We start from the raw sequence: 16,801 nt of genomic DNA, 5'->3' as shown, positions 1-16,801 counted from the left end.
TACCGGGGGGCGGATGGGACTGCGGATACTGGCGGTTGCCGCCGCCGCCTGGATGCTGACAGGGTGCCTGCTTTCGCCCGGCAAGTTCGCTGCCGACATGACCGTGCTGCGCGGCGGGGGTTTCAGCTTCACCTACAAGGGCGACATCCACCTACTCGGCCTGTCGCAACTGATCGCGATGGGCGCAGCGCTCGACGACAACAAGGCGGAGTTCACCCCCAGCCCCTGCTATGGCGAGCCCGCCGAGGTCGACGCGGCGGTGCTCAAGACCGCCTATGCCCAGGACGAGCAGGACGGCGAAGGCTGGGCCGAGGAAGCACTCGAACGCGAATGCACCCCCGCCGAGATCGACAGCCAGAAGGAAGCCTGGGAAGAGCAGCGCGCCGCCAAGAAGGCCGAGGACGCCAAGAATATCGAGATCTTCAAGGCGATGCTCGGTGGCATCGACCCCACCGCGCCCGACGCGATCGACGAGTTCATTACCCGGATCAAGAAGCAGAAGGGCTGGCGCGAGATCGCGCACAAGGGCGACGGCCTGTTTACCGTCGATTATGCGATCTCGGGCCGGATCGACCAGGATTACAGCTTCCCGACGATAGAGAAGGTGCAGGGCATCACGCCGTTCATCGTCGCCACCGCGCGCACCAACAATTCCGTGCGCATCGACGCGCCCGCCTTTGCTGCTGGCGGCCAGACCAGCTTCATGGGCGGCAATATGGGCGGTCTGATGTCGATCCTGCAGGCGGTGGGGTCCTCCAGCAACAGCGAGGAGGCGAAGATCTTCGCCAACCTGCCCAAGCCCGACGGCATGTTCACCATCCGCACCGATGGCGAGATCCTGACCAACAACACCGAAGACGGCCCGAGCGTGTCGGGTGCGATGCGCGTGCTCGAATGGAAGGTCAATGCCCGGCGCGATCGCGCGCCCGAGGCGCTGATATCGCTCAACCCGGCCTGAGACGGGGCGCTTTCTGGTTCAAACGGGTCGCACCTGGACAAAGGACCGAGACATGAGATTCATGCGTATCCTCGCCGCGCTGGCAGCGCCGCTGCTGCTCACCGGCTGCCTGCTGTCGCCGGGCAAGTTCACCTCCTCGCTGGATCTCCGGCGCGATGGCAGCTTCACCTTCACCTATGTCGGCGAGATCGTGGTGACCGACATGTCGCCGCCGCCCGCCGAGTTCTCGGCGAGCCCCTGCTATAGCGACGACACAGGCGACGAGCGCGAATGCACCGAGGCCGAACTGGCGCAACAGCGCAAGGATTTCGACGCGGCGCAGGCCGAAAGCAAGGCGGAGACCGGAATGGTCGGCAATGCCATGGGCGGCGAGATGGGCGGCCTAGGCAGTGACGAGAGCATTGCCGATCTGGTCGAGCAGCTGAAAAAGCAGCGCGGCTGGAATAAGGTCAGCTATCGCGGCAACCGCATCATCGATGTCGAATATTCGATCACCGGCAACAGCGCGCATGGTTTCGCCTTCCCGCTGGTCGATGGCGGCAACGCGATCATGCCTTTCGTCACCATCATCGGCCGCAAGGACGGCAGCGTGAAGGTCTCTGCCCCTGCCTATTCGGGCGAAGCGGGCGGCGGCGAGATGGCGGCGCTGGGCGCGATGGCGGGTGCAGCCGATGCCAAGGGCAAGCCTGGACAGCCCAAGCCCGAAGGCACGTTCACCATCACGACCGACGGCCGCATCCTCACCAACAATACCGAGGACGGGCCCACCATGGCGGGCGCGAACGCGACGTTGAAATGGGTCGTCAACAGCCGCCTGTCCAAGGGGCCGGAAGCGCTGATCGGGCTTGCCGGTCAGTAAGCGGTCGCGTAGCGGTTCGCGGATGATCGGACCGCGACACGTGATGGGAATGCTGGCGGCGCTGACAGCCTGCACTCTTCCGGGATGCATCGAGCGTCCCGACGAGAAACTGCTTCGCCCGCCAGCAGAACTGAACCGCGTCATGGAGGCCTTGGGGGGACGCTCCGCAGGCGCCATTGCCGGAGAGGCGCGGCGCGGGTCCGAGCAGCTTGCACGGCGATCGGCGAGACTGACCGCCCCCGTGCTCGCGCGCGCGATCCGGCATGGCGAAAGCCAGGCTGCCCGTGCGGGCGCCAAGCCCATTCCCGCCGACATGCGAAAGCTGCTCATGCCGCATTTCAAGCCCGAGACGCTGTCTGCGACGCGCTGGACGATTGGCACGGGTCGCGTCGATCTGGGCGCGATTATCACCGAACAGTTCATGGACGAGGGCGCGATCGCGCTGGACCGTCAGGTCGTTTTCTCCAGCACGCGGTTGACCGAGAATGTCTGGATGTGGGCGCACGAACTCGCGCATGTCGAGCAATATCGGCGCATGGGCGTGGATGGCTTCGCCGCCGCCTACATTACCGACTGGCGCGCGATCGAGCGCGAGGCGACCCGCCGGGCAGACAGGGTGACCGCAGCCATCCGCAAGGCCGGCAACTGAAAACGGGCAAAAGAAAAGGCGGCACTGTGCGCGCCGCCTTCCCCTGTTTCTAGCATTTCAACCGGGGAGGGTTAGCTGCGACCCCTGCCCGCTCAAAGCGTCTGCGCTGCCCCGCCCAAGAGGCAGGGCGGATACGATCAGTTGACCGCGTCTTTCAGGCCCTTGCCGGCCTTGAACTTGGGCTGGGTCGATGCCTTGATTTCCATCTTTTCGCCGGTGCGCGGATTGCGTCCGGTCGATGCCTTGCGCTTGCTCACCGAGAAGGTGCCGAAACCGACGAGACGGACTTCGCTGCCCTTTGCCAGCGCGCCGCTGATCGAATCGAACACCGCTTCCACCGCCTTGCTGGCGTCGGCCTTGGTGATACCAGCCTGTTCGGAAACTGCCGAAATGAGATCGTTCTTGTTCATGCCGTGGGAACCCCCTGATTTTTGTTGAATATTGCTGAATCGCGGCTTTGAGGGGGCTGAGTAAGAACCGATTTGACCGGACTGTCAAAGGGAAAAGCGCGCATTTCCGGGCGTTTTGTCGCAATGTTACCGTAATGCGATCCCGGATGCGCGCTTCTCTTTCAGATGCTGCAATGCACCATGCAAGTCAGTGTTTCACTGCTGCTTCCGCAATGTCCGTGGCGGCCACCGGCGGCTGCGCCGCAAGCTCGTCTGCCTCGGTCCAGTCGATCGGCACGAGCGGATCGACCAGGGCGACGCGAAGCACCTCGTCGACATGGGACACCGGAATGATCTTGAGCCCCTGCTTGGCGTTTTCGGGGATCTCGGCCAGGTCCTTCTCGTTTTCCTGCGGGATCAGCACCGTGGTGATGCCGCCACGCAGCGCCGCGAGCAGCTTTTCCTTCAGGCCCCCGATCGGCAGCACGCGGCCACGTAGCGTGACCTCGCCGGTCATCGCAACATCGCGGCGCACCGCGTTGCCGGTCAGCGTCGAGATGATCGAAGTTACCATGCCGATGCCCGCCGACGGACCATCCTTGGGCACTGCGCCTTCGGGAAGGTGGATATGGATATCCTTGCGCGCGAAGATGCTGGGCTTGATGCCATAAGCCGGCGCCCGCGCCTTGACGAACGAGAACGCCGCCTGCACCGATTCCTGCATCACTTCGCCGAGCTTGCCGGTGGTCTTGATCGCGCCCTTGCCGGGTACGGTCACCGCCTCGATGGTCAGCAGCTCGCCGCCCACCTCGGTCCAGGCCAGTCCCGTCACCGCGCCGATCTCGTTCTCCGCCTCGCCGATGCCGTGGCGATATTTGCGCACGCCTGCGAACTCGGACAGGTTCTCGGGCGTGATGACCACGGCCTTGTCCTTGCCCTCGAGGATGCGGCGCAGCGACTTGCGCGCCAGCCGCGCAATCTCGCGCTCCAGCGTGCGCACGCCCGCCTCACGGGTGTAATAGCGGATCAGGTCGCGCAGCCCCTCTTCGGTCAGCTCGAACTCGCCCGCCTTCAGACCGTGCGATTCGATCTGCTTGGCAATCAGGTGCCGCTTGGCGATCTCGACCTTCTCGTCCTCGGTATAGCCTTCGAGCCGGATGATCTCCATGCGGTCGAGCAGCGGCTGCGGCAAGTTCAGGCTGTTCGCGGTGGTCACGAACATGATGTCCGAAAGATCGATGTCGATCTCCAGATAATGGTCCTGAAACTTGGTGTTCTGTTCGGGATCGAGCACCTCGAGCAGCGCCGAGGCCGGGTCGCCCCGGAAATCCTGGCCAAGCTTGTCGATCTCGTCGAGCAGGAACAGCGGATTGCTGGTGCCTGCCTTCTTGAGATTGTTGACGATCTTGCCCGGCAGCGAGCCGATATAGGTGCGCCGATGGCCACGGATTTCCGCCTCGTCGCGCACGCCGCCCAGCGACTGGCGCACGAATTCACGCCCCGTCGCCTTGGCGATCGAGCGGCCGAGCGAGGTCTTGCCGACGCCCGGAGGGCCGACGAGGCACAGGATCGGCCCCTTGAGCTTGTTGGTGCGCGCCTGAACGGCGAGATATTCGATGATCCGGTCCTTGACCTTTTCGAGCCCGAAATGGTCGTCGTCGAGGATCGTCTGCGCCTCGGCAATATCCTTCTTGAGCTTCGATTTTTTGCCCCAGGGCAGACCGAGCAGCACGTCGAGATAATTGCGCACGACCGTGGCTTCGGCCGACATCGGCGCCATGCCGCGCAGCTTCTTGAGCTCGGCGGTCGCCTTGGCCTTGGCCTCGGGCGAGAGCTTCAGTTTCTCGATCTTCTCGGCGAACTCGTTGACGCCATTGCCGTCATCGCCATCGCCGTTGCCCAGCTCCGACTGGATCGCCTTAAGCTGTTCGTTGAGATAATATTCGCGCTGGGTCTTTTCCATCTGGCGCTTGACGCGGCCGCGGATCTTCTTTTCGACCTGCAGCACGCCGAGCTCGCCTTCCATGAAGCCGAACACCATTTCCAGCCGCTTGACCGGATCGTCCTCGGTCAGCAGGCTCTGCTTGTCGGCGACCTTGACCGAAATGTTCGCGGCGACCGCATCGGCGAGCTTCGAGGCATCGTCGATCTCGGCGAGTTGCACCGCGGTTTCCGCCGGCAGCTTCTTGTTGAGCTTGGCGTAATTCTCGAATTGTTCGACCACCGAGCGCATCAGCGCGTTGACATCGGTACCGCTGACAGCGCGCGCCGGGATGGTCTCGACCTCGGCGAGCACATGATCGCCGCTCGTTTCGAGCCGGTTGAGCCGTGCCCGCTCGCCGCCCTCGACGAGCACGCGCACGGTGCCATCGGGCAGCTTGAGCAGCTGCAGTACGGTCGCGACTACGCCGATATCGTAGAGATCATCGCGATCAGGATCGTCACGCGCCGGGTCGAGCTGCGCGACGAGGAAGATTTCCTTGTCCTGCTCCATCGCACGCTCGAGCGCAGCGACCGATTTGTCGCGGCCGACGAACAGCGGCACAATCATCTGCGGAAACACCACGATGTCGCGCAAGGGCAGCAGGGGATAGGTCTGGGACATGGTCAATTCGGTTCAATCCATCTGGGGTTAGTCACCGGCCGTCCGGTGGCATCTCACCGGCTTATATGGTTGCCGGGTCTATCCACGACAAGCGATCCTGCACCCACCCAGGTTAACGCATTCAGAACGGCAGCTTGAAACCCGCCGGCAGCGGCAGGCCCTGCGCCATCTTGCCCATCTCTTCCTCGCTCGCGCGATCCGCCTTGGTGCGCGCATCGTTGAACGCGGCGGCAATGAGATCTTCCAGCATCTGCTTGTCGGCAGGCACCATCAGGCTGTCGTCGATCGACACGCCGAGGATGCGGCCCTTGGCGGTGGCGCGCACCTTGACCAGGCCGCCGCCCGCTGCGCCTTCGACCTCGATCGATTCCAGCTTGGCCTGCGCCTCGTTCATCTGGCGCTGGACGGTCTGCGCCGCTTCCTGCGCAGCCGCCATCATCTCTTCCATGCTTTTCATGCCTTGGCACTCCGTGTTGGCAGGGTTTCGTCCCCATGTGGGGAGATTTCCGCCGCAGTCCAGTCTATTTCCGCATCGGGAAAGGCGGCCTGGGTCGCCTTGACCAGCGGATGGTTCAGAATCTCGTCGCGCATCGCCGCTTCGGCCTGCTGCTCGAGCTCGGCCAGCGTAGGCTGCGCCTCGCCCTCGCCCCGTTCGACCTCCCAGCGCCGCCCGGTGATCGAGGCGAGCGCCTCGCGCAGCAGCGGGACATAATCGTCGCGGCCGGTGGCGGACTGATAGACCAGCCTGTCCTCGCCCAGCTCGATCAGCCGCATGTCCGATTTGACCTGAGCGGCGATCAGCCATTTGTTGGCATTGTCGAGCATGTCGACCAGATCGGCCATGGTCCGCGGCGTGGCGGGTGGCGGAGGCGCTACCGGCTCGGCGGGAGCCGCATTCCAGGGCGGGCTTTCCTCGGCAGGCGGCGGCGGCGGCGGCGCTGCAGCCTCGGAGGGAGAGGGTGCGGTGCCTCCCGCCGGCGCATCGCCCAGCCTGCGGGCGAGCGTGCCCGGATCGGGCATGGTCGCAGCATAGAGCGCACGCAGCAGCGCCATCTCGCACGCCTCGCGCGGGACCGGCGCGCTCTCGATCTCATCATGGCCCTTCAGCAGCAGCTGCCACAGCCGGTGCAGGCTGGCATGGCCGAGCTTGCCCGCCCAGTCGGCGAGCGCGGCGCGGTCTTCCTCGCCATGCACGGTGCGCACTCGCCCCGCCGATTTCTGCAGCGTAATCGCATGCACCATTGCCAGCAGCCCGCGCATCACGGCGACCGGATCGACGCCCAGGCTGTGCTGCGCATCGAGATCGGCGAGCATCGCGTCGGCATCGCCCGCAATCAGATGCGCGAACAGCCGCCGCATCGCGCCACGATCGGACAGGCCGAGCATCGCGCGGACCTGTTCGGCGCGGACCTGCGGTGCGCCTTTGCTGGCATCGCCGCCCAGATCCGCATGCGCGATCGCCTGGTCCAGGATCGACAGGCCGTCGCGCACCGAGCCTTCGGCGGCATCGGCGATCATCGCGAGCGCGTCGGGCTCGGCGGTGATCGCCTCCTTGACGCAGATTTCGGCAAAATGGCTCGCGAGCAGTTCGGACGGGATGCGCTTCAAGTCGAAGCGCTGGCAGCGAGACAGCACCGTGATCGGCACCTTGTTCACCTCGGTCGTGGCGAACAGGAACTTTACATGCGGCGGCGGCTCCTCCAGCGTCTTGAGCAGACCGTTCCACGCCTGTTTCGAGAGCATGTGCGCTTCGTCGATGATGTACATCTTGTAGCGCGCGGATACGGCAGCATAGCGCACCGCCTCGGTAATCTCGCGAACGTCGTCGATGCCGGTATGGCTGGCGGCGTCCATCTCGATGACGTCGATATGGCGCCCCTCGGCAATCGCGACGCACGGCTCGCACACACCGCAGGGCGCGATGGTCGGGCCACCCTGCCCGTCGGGGCCGATGCAGTTCAGCGCCTTGGCGATCAGCCGCGCGGTCGAGGTCTTGCCCACCCCGCGCACCCCGGTCATCAGGAACGCATGAGCCAGCCGCTCGCGCCGGATCGCATTGCCCAGCGTCTGCACCATGGCATCCTGGCCGATCAGCTCGGCAAAGGTCTGCGGGCGATATTTGCGCGCGAGCACGCGATAGGCCTGGCCACTGGCGGCAGAAGGTACGGCGACAGCTGGCAGGTCCAGCCCGAGCCCGGGCATTTCGCCTGCGTCATTGTCGATATCTTGGGGCCGGGAATCGTCCATGGATGCTGATTAGCCGCTGCCGCCGGTGGATCAAACCGAAACCGCCCGCTTGTTCAAAACAGAGGGCCTGTGAAGGATGCGGCGCTATAGGATGGTAGGAGCCGGACGACCCGCGGCGAAAATCGTTGTGGCTGCTTCCTTCCGGACCTGACCAGATTGGCGACGGCTACGTCCGCCCGACTCCCGAGCGCCATATGGCGAGTTGATGACGGAAAAGCAAGCCGGGCTGAAAACGCGGTCAGACGCCCTGCATGTCATAGCTTTCTGCCGGGACACGGCAGGTCAGGCTGCCCCATTCCTCGCGCAGGAAGATCTGGCACGACAGGCGCGAGGTGCGGGTCACCGCGACGGCGAGGTCGAGCATGTCTTCTTCCATTTCCACCGGATCGGGCAGCTTGGCGAAATCCGCCGGATCGATGATCAGGTGGCAGGTGGAGCAGGCCATCTGCCCCTCGCACGTGCCTTCGAGCGGCTGGCCATTGGCCTGCGCGACATCGAGCAGCCGGTCGCCTTCGCTCGCCTGCACCGTCTGACGGGTCTTGCCGTCCGCGCTGATGAACGTCACTTCGATCATCGATCACCCCATCTGCCGATTGGCCGCATCAACGATCAAATGCGCGGCGCGTTCGATTTCGTCAATGCCGGTATAGCGCCCGAAGCCGAGCCGGATCGACGAACGGACTTCCCGGCTCGACAGGCCCAGCGCGGTCAGCACATGACTGGGCCGACCCGAACCGCTGGCACAGGCCGAGCCTGCGGAAAAGGCGACGCCGCGCACATCGGACATCAGCCGCGCGACATCCAGCCCGTCACGGCGCAGGTTGAGATTGCCGGGATAGCGCTCGCTCAGCGATCCGTTGACCTGCCAGCCCGCGAACAGCTCCAGCGCGCGATCGCGCAGCCATGCAACATGCGCGGCATCCTCCTCCGCCCGCTGCGCCGCGAGCTTCGCCGCCGCGCCGAAACCGGCGCACAAAGCGGGCGAGAGCGTGCCCGATCGCAGCCCCTGCTCCTGCCCGCCCCCATGGATCAGCGGTTCGAGCGCCGTGCCCTCGCGCACCCAGAGCGCACCGATTCCCTTGGGGCCATGGATCTTGTGCGCGGTGACCGCGATCATGTCCGCCGCTTGCGGCAGTGCGACGCGCCCGAAGCCCTGCACCGCATCGCACACGAACAGCGCGCCCGCCGCGTGCGCCAGATCGGAGAGCACCTCGATCGGCTGGATCACGCCGATCTCGTTATTGACCAGCATCGCTGCGACCAGCGCGGTGTCCGGCGTGATGGCAGCGCGCGCCGCGGGCATGTCGACCAGCCCGTCGCAGTCCACCGGCAGCAGCACGACATCATGGCCCTGCGCCTCCAGCCACAGACACGTATCGCGCACGGCGGCATGTTCGGTCGCGATCGTGACGATCCGTCGGCGCGGCGCGAGCGCGGGCAGCGCCCCCCGGATCGCCAGGTTCAGCGCCTCGGTCGCGCCGCTGGTGAAGATCACGCGCCCGCCTTTGGGCATCAGCGCATCGATCTGCCCGCGCGCGACCTCGACCGCGGCCGAGGCCTTGCGTCCGAGCAGGTGCGCACTGTGCGGATTGGCCCATCCGCCCGCGCTCTCCGGCCCGCCGAGCCAGGGCAGCATCGCGGCATAAGCCTCGGGCGCGAGCGGGGTCGTCGCCTGATAATCGAGATAGATCGGTCCGCTTGTCATCAGCGTTTTGCCCGTGCCGCCATGTCGCGCCACAATTCGATGAAGCGATAGACGTGCGCGCGCGTGGTCGACGGGCCGAAGCTCACCCGCACCACCTCGCCCGCCGCCTTCTCGTCCCAGCCCATCGCGGTCAGCACCGCGCTGGTCTTGAGCGTGCCAGACGAACAGGCGCTGCCCGCCGAAACCGAGACACCCGCGAGGTCGAACTGGATCAGCTGCGCATTCGCCGCCATGCCGGGCATGCGATAGCTACCGATGCTCGGCAGGCGCGGCGCATTTTGCGCGACCACCTCCCCGCCCGCGCCGCGAATGGCGCTGTCGAGCTGATGGCGCAGGTCCGCCGCCCGGTCGGTCCAGTAGCGCGCGTGCGTCAGCGCAGCGGCAAAGCCCATGGCGGCAGGCACATTCTCCGTCCCACCGCGATAGCCCTTTTCCTGCCCGCCGGGCGGTTCGAGCAGCCCGAGATCGCGCACCAGCAACGCGCCAATCCCCGGCGGACCGCCCAGCTTGTGCGCCGAGACCACGATCATGTCGGCATCGGGCAGCGGCAGCTTGCCCGCGCTTTGCGAGGCGTCGCACAGGCTGAGCGCGCCGCCGTCGCGCGCCATCGCGGTGATCGCTGCATTATCCTGGATCACCCCGGTCTCGCTATTCACCGACTGCACCACCACCATCGGGCGTCCGCCGCAGGTTTCGAGCGCACGCGCGAGGCTCGCCATCACCAGCTGTCCGTCGAGATCGACCGCGAGCCGCATCAGCGACCGTCCTGCCGGGATGCGCGCCGTCAGCCGCTGCACCGCGTCATGCTCGGTCGGATTGACGATCCAGCCATCGGCCTTGCCCGCCAGCATGGCGAGCGAGATGGCTTCGCTCGCACCGCTGGTCAGGATCACCTCGCCGTCCCAGTTCAGCGCGCCTGCAATCTGCCGCCGCGCCTCTTCGAGCGCCGCGCGCGCCGCACGCCCGTCGCTGTGCGGCGACGACGGGTTGGCCCAGCGCTCGATCCCCGCGATCATCGCCGCGCGCGCCTCGGCGAGCACCGGCGTCGTAGCGGCATGATCCAGATAGATGCGCGGCTGGTTCATCGGGGCAGCGGATCGTGAGGAAGAGAACAACGGCTCATCGCGTTCCTCTAACCGCAGTCAGGCGCGAATCCACGCATTTTGTTGCTTTTGCCCGAGCGGATTGCGTATAGCGCCCCTTCCCGGCAGCCGCTGCGACCCTATCTGATGCTTCTGCCGCCCTGATATTCAACATGCCGACATTAGTGTCGTTTCAGCCGAAAGAGCGCAAAACATGCCCGCCGTCATCTTTCCCGGTCCCGAAGGCCGCCTTGAAGGACGCTTCAGCCCCGCCCCTCGCCCGCGCGCACCGGTCGCCATGATCCTGCATCCGCATCCGCAGGGCGGCGGCACGATGAACGACCGGATCACCCAGGCGCTTTACAAGACCTTCGTGCGCCGCGGCTTTGCGACGCTGCGCTTCAATTTCCGCGGCGTCGGCCGCAGCCAGGGCACTTTCGACAACGGCATCGGAGAGCTTTCCGATGCTGCCGCTGCGCTCGACTGGGTGCAGAGCTTCCATCCCGAAGCGCAGACCACCTGGGTCGCGGGCTTCAGCTTCGGTGCGCTGATCGCGATGCAGCTGCTGATGCGCCGCCCGGAGATCCGCGGATTCATCTCGGTCGCGCCGCCCGCGAACATGTACGATTTCAGCTTCCTCGCGCCCTGCCCCGCATCGGGCATCATCGTCCAGGGCGCCGCCGATACGGTGGTGACGCCCGGCGCGGTGCAGAAGCTGGTCGACAAGCTGCGCACGCAGAAGCACATCACCATCCACCACGACGAGATCAGCCGCGCCAACCATTTCTTCGAGCACGAGCTCGACGATCTGATGCACTCGGTCGACAATTATCTCGACATGCGCCTAGCCCCGGATTCGCCGATCCGGTGACGGCGCTGGCCGGATATCTGCGTGCCTTGGTCGAATTGCGATGGCATGCAGATCGGTCCTGCTGCAATGTCATGCCACATGATTTCATGGGGGCAATGCATGTCTGCCAGATCCGCCAGACTCTCGCTGTTTTTGGCCATCATTGTCTCGGCTGGCGTGGGGCCGGTCTCTGCCCAGGCCCAGCAAGCGTCCCCGGAAAGCGAAATCGAGGTCATCGGCCGGCGCCAGACCGAGGAGCAGGCGCGCAGGGAAGCCAACGACTTCGTCAGGCGGACGGTGTCGACCAGCAGTGATGATCCGCTGGCGCGCTGGGTCACTCCAATCTGTCCGGTGGTGCTGGGCATTCAGCCCGAATATGCCGCGATTGTCGAACGCAAGATCCGTGCACTCGCGAAAGTGGCAGAAATCGACACAGCACAGGCTCCGTGCAAGACTAATATCGTCGTCAGCTTCACAACCAACGCGCCAGCAGTTGTTCAGCGCATCGCGAAAAAATCGCCGCGCCGCCTGAGTGAAGTCCAGATTCCTGATCGGTCCGCGCTACTCAATGGCACTGCGCCGGTGCGCTGGTGGTATACGACGCAAGAAGCCAGCGTTGACGGGGTGGGTGCGGTCACATCTGACAGCCTTGCTGCCAACAGCGGCACGGCAGAGGGCGGAGGCTCGTCGATCGGCAATGGGCTGCCGACGGTGCAGGCCTATAGCTCGAGCATCGTCCGCACCCAGATCGTCCGCGCGCTGCGCAGCGCGACGGTGGTGATCGATGTCAATCTTGCGCAGGGTGTCCCGCTCGACGCTGTCGCTGCTTATGCCGCGATGGTCGCCTTTGCCGAGATGAAGCCAGCACAGACCCCTCCTCCCAATTCGATCCTGGGGCTGTTTGCGCCCGATACCCCGGTCGCAAGCGCTACCGACTGGGACATTAGTTTCCTCAGGGCACTCTACAGCATCCCCGCGGCCCGAGCGGGCTGGAAACAGAAGCGCATGCTCGTGGGCAGGATCCTGAAGGATTCGGAAGCGGCCGGTCAGATTGACGATGAAGAGGATCTGACCGAAGGGCTGGCAGACACGGTCAAATAACCGGGCGAGGCGCGCCCACGCGTCGCGTCGATACATGGTCGATCCGTAACTGAATATCGATGCTTTTCGATAGCCGGATTATTCAAACCATTATGAATGTATTAGTTTGGTTGAATAAGTCGAAGAATCCCTGCATGATGTAACGGATGCGTCATCAGGAGGCCGAGATGTTTCCGAGCCCGAAACTGCGCCATTCCGTTATTCTTGCATGCTCTGCCTTGCTTGCCTTTCCTGCTACCGGCACCGCACAGGGCCAGAATAGTCCGGGCCCCGCCATCGCCAGCCATGGCGCCGACACACAGATCGAGGTGTTGGGCGAACGCCTGACCGAAGCCGAAGCGCGCAAGGACGCGCACGACTATATCCGCAAGACCGGCATCATCCGGAATGACGATCCGGTGGCGCGATGGAACGTGCCGATATGCCCCAGAGTGATCGGCCTGCATGACGTCTATGGGCGGATAGTGGAGGACCGGCTGCGCGGGCTGGCGAAGCGGGTTGGTGTCGAGGCGGCCGATGCACCTTGCCGGGCCAACATATTCATCAGCTTCGTGACCGATGGCAAGGCAACCGCCCGGCGCGTGGCGTCGCGCAATCCAACCTTGCTCAACGACGTTCCTCAACATGCCCGCAGCGAACTGATGGACGGCAACGCGCCCGTCCGCTGGTGGTATGCCACGACCCTCGGCACCAGCGACGGCGTCAGCGTCGCTCCGCAGATATCCGCGGCAGAAACGCTCGGGTCAGGCTCCGAGCCGTCTGGGGTTTTGCTGAGTGTCCCAGGCATCCGGACATTCCGGTCCGGCGTGGTGCAGACACAGGTGATCCGATCGCTGCAGAGCGCGACGGTGATCGTCGATATCAATCGTGCCCATGGCCTGCCGCTCGACAGCGTTGCAGATTATGCCGCGATGGTCGCTCTGGCAGAGCTGGAGCCCGGCACTCCTCCGCCGAATTCGCTGCTCGGGCTGTTCGCCAGCGGCGGAACCCAGGCCAGGCTGACCAGCTTCGACATCAGCTTCCTGCAGGGCCTTTACGACATACCCGCTGCCCGCGCCGGCTGGCAGCAGCGGCGCATGCTGGTGGCCAGGCTGGTTCAGGATGCCGAACAGGCCGGGCGAATCTTGGAAAAGCCGTGAGTCAGCACCCGGAGCCCAGCAGGGGCAGCCTGTCCCGGCCGTTTGCAAGAGCCTTTCCGCCAGAAATGGCAGCTGTTGGAGCGTGACAATGAAACGCACGACCGTGTTCCTGACCACAGCTGTCTGCATGCTGGCATTAGGCCACGCACCGGCGATCGCGCAATCGGAGCCCAAACCGGAAATCCACGTCATCGCCCCCGCCGCCAACCCGACCGAGCTGCGCAAGCAGGCGAATGATTATGTCCGGCGTACGGGCATCGCCAACAGCTCCGATCCGGTTGCGCGCTGGCTTGAACCAGTTTGCCCGAAGGTCGTGGGCATCAATGCCGACCATGCTCAGATTGTCGAAGCGCGGATGCGCGAAATTGCGCAGGTATCGGGAATCAAGACCGCCCCTCTAGGCTGCCAGGGCAATATCGCGGTGACATTTACCAACGACGCGCGTGCGTTGATGCGCCAGCTGGCGAAAAAGGCACCGAGCCGTCTCGCCGGACTCACACCTGTTCAGCGCGACCAGTTGCTGACGGGCGACGCTCCGATACGCTGGTGGTACAACAGCCGCAGCCAAGGTGCCGATGGCATGAAGACGGCCAATTCGGATTCGCTATTGGCCGGCGCGCAGGCGACCGACGGAAATACTTTCAGCACGGGAATTGGTGGCCAATCTGCGATCGGCCATGGCAACGAGACGGTGCAGGCCTATCGCTCGACCATCATCGGCACGCTGGCTGTTCGCGCGCTGTTCAAGGCAACGGTTGTCATCGACGTCAAGCTTGCGCAGGGGCGCTCGCTCGATGCCGTGGCCGCTTATGCTGCCATGGTCGCCTTTGCCGAAACCACTCCGACCAGCCAGCCCATGCCGAATTCGATCCTGGGCCTGTTCGACGCCGGCAATGTCTATACGAACCCGACCGACTGGGACATCGCACTGCTGCGAACGCTCTACAGCATGCCGCACGCCCGCGCCGGCTGGAAGCAGCGCCGCATGCTCGTCAGCGCGATCCTCAATCCTTCCGCTGCCGGTGACGATCAGGACTGACGCTCCCAAGCCTGCTCAGCCGACCTTCACCACCTGCTCGATTGCGCCGAAAATTGTGTGTTCCTTGTCGTCGTGCACGTCGATGCGCACCGTATCGCCATGCTTGAGGAACGGGGTCTTCATTTCTCCGGTGGTGATCTTCTCGACCATGCGCACTTCGGCGATGCAGCTGTAACCCAGGCCGCCCTCGCTGACCGGGCGACCGGGGCCGCCATCGCTGTCGCGGTTGGAGACGGTTCCCGATCCGATGATCGAGCCCGCGCGCACACGCCGCGTCTTGGCCAGATGCGCGATCAGTACGCCGAAATCGAAGGTGCAGTCGTCCGATGCCACCGCCCGGCCGAACGGTTCGCCGTTCAGATCGACCAAGAGCTTGCGGTGCAGCTTGCCGTCCTTCCAATAGTCGCCAAGTGCACCGGGCGTCACGAACACCGGTGAAAACGCACTGGCTGGCTTGGACTGGACGAAGCCGAAGCCCTTGGCGAGCTCGTCGGGGATCAGGTTGCGCAGCGACACGTCGTTCACCAGGCCGACCAGCCGGATATAGCCGCGCGCCTCTTCGGGCGTCACGCCCTGGGGCACGTCGCCGGTCACCACCACGATCTCGGCTTCCAGATCGCAGCCCCAGGCCTCATCCTTGAGCAATATGGGATCGCGCGCGCCCATCAGGTCGTCCGATCCGCCCTGATACATCAGCGGATCGGTCCAGAAGCTTTCGGGCAGCTCCGCCCCGCGCGCCTTGCGCACCAGCTCGACGTGATTCACATAGGCCGATCCGTCCGCCCATTGATAAGCGCGCGGCAGCGGCGCAGCGGCATCATGTTCGTGAAAGCGCTCGCGCGGAATGGCGGCATGTTCGAGATCGCGCGCCAGCACCTCGAGATACGGCGCCATGCGGTCCCAATCGTCGAGTGCCGCCTGGAGCGTGGGCACCAGATGGCTGGCATCGGCATACCAGGCGAGATCGTTCGAAACGACGACGAGATGGCCATCGCGGCCGCTCTTGAGAGATGCAAGCTTCATGGGATGCGGCTGCCTTTTGCTGTTGCCGGAATGCGGAGATGCTGCACGCAGCATAGTATCAAATGAAACTTGAATGCAAGACCCGGGCGGCGCGGGTCAGTCATCGGTCAGGGCATCCGCGCGCGCCAGCAGCTTGTTCATCAGCGCGGAGAGCTGCGCGCGCTCGTCATCGTCGAGCACGGTCATGATCTGCGCCTCCATCTGGAGTGCGAGCGGCATGATCTCGGCATAGAGCGCCTGCCCTGCCGCCGTCAGCGCCAGATGGTGCGACCGCCCATCCGCCATGTTCGGCGCACGCTGGATCAAGGCGCGCTCGCCCAGGGTCTTCGTCGCGCGGTTGACGGCGACCTTGTCCATCCGCGTCGCCGCCACCAGCTCGCGCTGCGTCGCCTCGCCGACATCGCCCAGCACCGCCATGACCCGCCATTCGGGGATCTTCAGGCCGAAGCGGGTGCGATATTCGCGCGCGATCAGATCGCTCACCGCATTCGACGCGATCGAGAGGCGATAGGGGAGGAAATCGGCAAGGCGAGTTATGCTGCGGGTCATGTTGCGTCGGTCAGGCTATTCAATGTCCAGTTTCACGCCAAGCCAAATCGTGCGCGGCAGGGCACGTTCGATGATACCGGGGCCGCTGATGCCCGCCTGCACGGTCGTGTCGAACAGGTTCTCGCCGCGCAGTTCGACAAGCAGATTGCGGTTCAGCCGGAGCGCCGCACGCGCATCGAGCGTGAGCGCATCGTCGAGCGCAAGCTGGCCAAGATCGTCCTCGAACTGCGATCCGACATAGCGCGCCGTGATATTCACGCCGCTGTCACCGCCTCGCGGGAACCACCCGACCGAGCCGGTGGCAAAGTGGCGCGGCACCTGCGCGGGCCTGCGTCCATCGATCGTTGCCTGAGCTGGAGCAGCCTCCACCTTGGCATCGACATAGCTGTAGGCGGCGGCAAGGCGGACATCGCCGATATCGCCGCTCGCTTCGATCTCGACACCCTTCGCCTCGACCGCGTCGAGATTTTGCCGCTGGCTGAACGCACCCGCCGCCGAAACGAAGCCTACTCCGGGAAAATTGCCGGGTCCGCGCGCCAGTGTCACGTTGGCAATGGCATTGTCCAGCCGGTTCCAGAAGACAGTTGCGCCSAGCCGAATGGTGTA

At 64.8% G+C, this 16,801-nt stretch carries 17 protein-coding genes and 1 other RNA gene; 7 read left to right on the top strand and 11 right to left on the bottom strand.

The annotated features are described in order from the left end of the window. Nucleotides 1-13 precede the first annotated feature (13 nt). From FG486_RS14645 to FG486_RS14635, 3 genes are read left to right on the top strand one after another with little or no spacing between them, the layout of a single operon-like run. Nucleotides 14-958, top strand: a complete 945-nt coding sequence (locus tag FG486_RS14645) for a hypothetical protein (protein ID WP_181268088.1) — start codon at nt 14-16, stop codon at nt 956-958. A gap of 52 nt (nt 959-1,010) precedes the next feature. Further along, nucleotides 1,011-1,817 carry a hypothetical protein gene (locus FG486_RS14640; RefSeq protein ID WP_181268087.1) on the top strand — a complete coding sequence of 269 codons (807 nt, stop codon included), beginning with the start codon at nt 1,011-1,013 and terminating at the stop codon, nt 1,815-1,817. 22 nt (nt 1,818-1,839) lie between these two features. After that, nucleotides 1,840-2,466 carry an eCIS core domain-containing protein gene (locus FG486_RS14635; protein WP_181268086.1) on the top strand — a complete coding sequence of 209 codons (627 nt, stop codon included), beginning with the start codon at nt 1,840-1,842 and terminating at the stop codon, nt 2,464-2,466. Nucleotides 2,467-2,603: 137 nt separating this feature from the next. Here FG486_RS14635 and FG486_RS14630 read toward each other — a convergent pair whose 3' ends face one another. From FG486_RS14630 to FG486_RS14595, 8 genes are all read right to left on the bottom strand, one after another. Next, nucleotides 2,604-2,876 (bottom strand): HU family DNA-binding protein, encoded by a 273-nt coding sequence (locus FG486_RS14630; protein WP_017671429.1) that lies wholly within the window; start codon nt 2,874-2,876, stop codon nt 2,604-2,606. Nucleotides 2,877-3,063: 187 nt separating this feature from the next. Continuing rightward, nucleotides 3,064-5,460 (bottom strand): endopeptidase La, encoded by a 2,397-nt coding sequence (lon, locus tag FG486_RS14625; protein ID WP_066274793.1) that lies wholly within the window; start codon nt 5,458-5,460, stop codon nt 3,064-3,066. 121 nt (nt 5,461-5,581) lie between these two features. Further along, complete coding sequence (locus FG486_RS14620; protein ID WP_060977851.1) at nt 5,582-5,917, bottom strand: YbaB/EbfC family nucleoid-associated protein; 336 nt, start codon at nt 5,915-5,917, stop codon at nt 5,582-5,584. Next, nucleotides 5,914-7,662: a DNA polymerase III subunit gamma/tau gene (locus FG486_RS14615; RefSeq protein ID WP_422125061.1), complete on the bottom strand. Its 1,749-nt coding sequence runs from the start codon at nt 7,660-7,662 to the stop codon at nt 5,914-5,916. The genes FG486_RS14620 and FG486_RS14615 overlap by 4 nt, the downstream gene beginning before the upstream one ends. A gap of 136 nt (nt 7,663-7,798) precedes the next feature. Continuing rightward, an RNA gene (ffs, locus tag FG486_RS14610) (signal recognition particle sRNA small type) lies at nt 7,799-7,894 on the bottom strand. Between the two features lie 51 nt (nt 7,895-7,945). Then, entirely contained in the window at nt 7,946-8,281 is a 336-nt protein-coding gene (locus FG486_RS14605; RefSeq protein ID WP_066274801.1) for a 2Fe-2S iron-sulfur cluster-binding protein, read from the bottom strand. A 3-nt stretch (nt 8,282-8,284) separates the two neighbouring features. Then, on the bottom strand, nt 8,285-9,412 hold the full coding sequence (locus tag FG486_RS14600; protein WP_181268084.1) for a cysteine desulfurase family protein: 1,128 nt from the start codon (nt 9,410-9,412) through the stop codon (nt 8,285-8,287). Then, a complete protein-coding gene (locus tag FG486_RS14595; protein WP_181268083.1) occupies nt 9,412-10,497 on the bottom strand; it encodes a cysteine desulfurase family protein in 1,086 nt (361 codons plus the stop codon). Before FG486_RS14595 ends, FG486_RS14600 begins: the two co-directional genes overlap by 1 nt. Before the next feature lie 211 nt (nt 10,498-10,708). On the opposite strand from FG486_RS14595, the gene FG486_RS14590 reads away from it, so the two are divergent. The 4 genes from FG486_RS14590 (at nt 10,709) to FG486_RS14575 (ending at nt 14,623) form a co-directional block, all read left to right on the top strand. Next, complete coding sequence (locus FG486_RS14590) at nt 10,709-11,365, top strand: alpha/beta hydrolase (RefSeq protein WP_023837854.1); 657 nt, start codon at nt 10,709-10,711, stop codon at nt 11,363-11,365. Nucleotides 11,366-11,410: 45 nt separating this feature from the next. Beyond that, on the top strand, nt 11,411-12,445 hold the full coding sequence (locus FG486_RS14585; RefSeq protein WP_181268082.1) for a hypothetical protein: 1,035 nt from the start codon (nt 11,411-11,413) through the stop codon (nt 12,443-12,445). A 218-nt stretch (nt 12,446-12,663) separates the two neighbouring features. Next, complete coding sequence (locus tag FG486_RS14580; RefSeq protein WP_181268081.1) at nt 12,664-13,584, top strand: hypothetical protein; 921 nt, start codon at nt 12,664-12,666, stop codon at nt 13,582-13,584. Further along, entirely contained in the window at nt 13,547-14,623 is a 1,077-nt protein-coding gene (locus tag FG486_RS14575) for a hypothetical protein (protein WP_181268080.1), read from the top strand. The genes FG486_RS14580 and FG486_RS14575 overlap by 38 nt, the downstream gene beginning before the upstream one ends. 15 nt (nt 14,624-14,638) lie before the next feature. On the opposite strand, the gene FG486_RS14570 is transcribed toward FG486_RS14575, so the two are convergent. The 3 genes from FG486_RS14570 to FG486_RS18215 form a co-directional block, all read right to left on the bottom strand. Further along, on the bottom strand, nt 14,639-15,646 hold the full coding sequence (locus tag FG486_RS14570) for a fumarylacetoacetate hydrolase family protein (protein ID WP_181268079.1): 1,008 nt from the start codon (nt 15,644-15,646) through the stop codon (nt 14,639-14,641). A 96-nt stretch (nt 15,647-15,742) separates the two neighbouring features. Further along, nucleotides 15,743-16,195: a MarR family winged helix-turn-helix transcriptional regulator gene (locus FG486_RS14565; RefSeq protein WP_181268078.1), complete on the bottom strand. Its 453-nt coding sequence runs from the start codon at nt 16,193-16,195 to the stop codon at nt 15,743-15,745. A gap of 15 nt (nt 16,196-16,210) precedes the next feature. Continuing rightward, nucleotides 16,211-16,801: TonB-dependent receptor (locus tag FG486_RS18215; protein ID WP_241695836.1), on the bottom strand; the 591-nt coding region annotated here is incomplete at its 5' end.

The sequence above is a fragment of the Blastomonas ursincola genome (genome assembly GCF_013607875.1).
In the GTDB taxonomy this organism is placed as follows: Bacteria; Pseudomonadota; Alphaproteobacteria; order Sphingomonadales; family Sphingomonadaceae; genus Blastomonas; species Blastomonas ursincola.
Note: the sequence above shows the minus strand (reverse complement) of the source record. Positions and strands in the feature narration are given on the sequence as shown.

Excerpts from the sequence above, each read along its gene's own strand:
- FG486_RS14645 (WP_181268088.1), top strand. The coding sequence starts at position 14 with ATGGGACTGCGGATACTGGCGGTTGCCGCCGCCGCCTGGATGCTGACA.
- FG486_RS14640 (WP_181268087.1), top strand. The coding sequence starts at position 1,011 with ATGAGATTCATGCGTATCCTCGCCGCGCTGGCAGCGCCGCTGCTGCTC.
- FG486_RS14635 (WP_181268086.1), top strand. The coding sequence starts at position 1,840 with ATGATCGGACCGCGACACGTGATGGGAATGCTGGCGGCGCTGACAGCC.
- FG486_RS14630 (WP_017671429.1), bottom strand. The coding sequence starts at position 2,876 with ATGAACAAGAACGATCTCATTTCGGCAGTTTCCGAACAGGCTGGTATC.
- lon (WP_066274793.1), bottom strand. The coding sequence starts at position 5,460 with ATGTCCCAGACCTATCCCCTGCTGCCCTTGCGCGACATCGTGGTGTTT.
- FG486_RS14620 (WP_060977851.1), bottom strand. The coding sequence starts at position 5,917 with ATGAAAAGCATGGAAGAGATGATGGCGGCTGCGCAGGAAGCGGCGCAG.
- FG486_RS14615 (WP_422125061.1), bottom strand. The coding sequence starts at position 7,662 with ATGCCCGGGCTCGGGCTGGACCTGCCAGCTGTCGCCGTACCTTCTGCC.
- FG486_RS14605 (WP_066274801.1), bottom strand. The coding sequence starts at position 8,281 with ATGATCGAAGTGACGTTCATCAGCGCGGACGGCAAGACCCGTCAGACG.
- FG486_RS14600 (WP_181268084.1), bottom strand. The coding sequence starts at position 9,412 with ATGACAAGCGGACCGATCTATCTCGATTATCAGGCGACGACCCCGCTC.
- FG486_RS14595 (WP_181268083.1), bottom strand. The coding sequence starts at position 10,497 with ATGAACCAGCCGCGCATCTATCTGGATCATGCCGCTACGACGCCGGTG.
- FG486_RS14590 (WP_023837854.1), top strand. The coding sequence starts at position 10,709 with ATGCCCGCCGTCATCTTTCCCGGTCCCGAAGGCCGCCTTGAAGGACGC.
- FG486_RS14585 (WP_181268082.1), top strand. The coding sequence starts at position 11,411 with ATGCAGATCGGTCCTGCTGCAATGTCATGCCACATGATTTCATGGGGG.
- FG486_RS14575 (WP_181268080.1), top strand. The coding sequence starts at position 13,547 with ATGCCGAACAGGCCGGGCGAATCTTGGAAAAGCCGTGAGTCAGCACCC.
- FG486_RS14570 (WP_181268079.1), bottom strand. The coding sequence starts at position 15,646 with ATGAAGCTTGCATCTCTCAAGAGCGGCCGCGATGGCCATCTCGTCGTC.
- FG486_RS14565 (WP_181268078.1), bottom strand. The coding sequence starts at position 16,195 with ATGACCCGCAGCATAACTCGCCTTGCCGATTTCCTCCCCTATCGCCTC.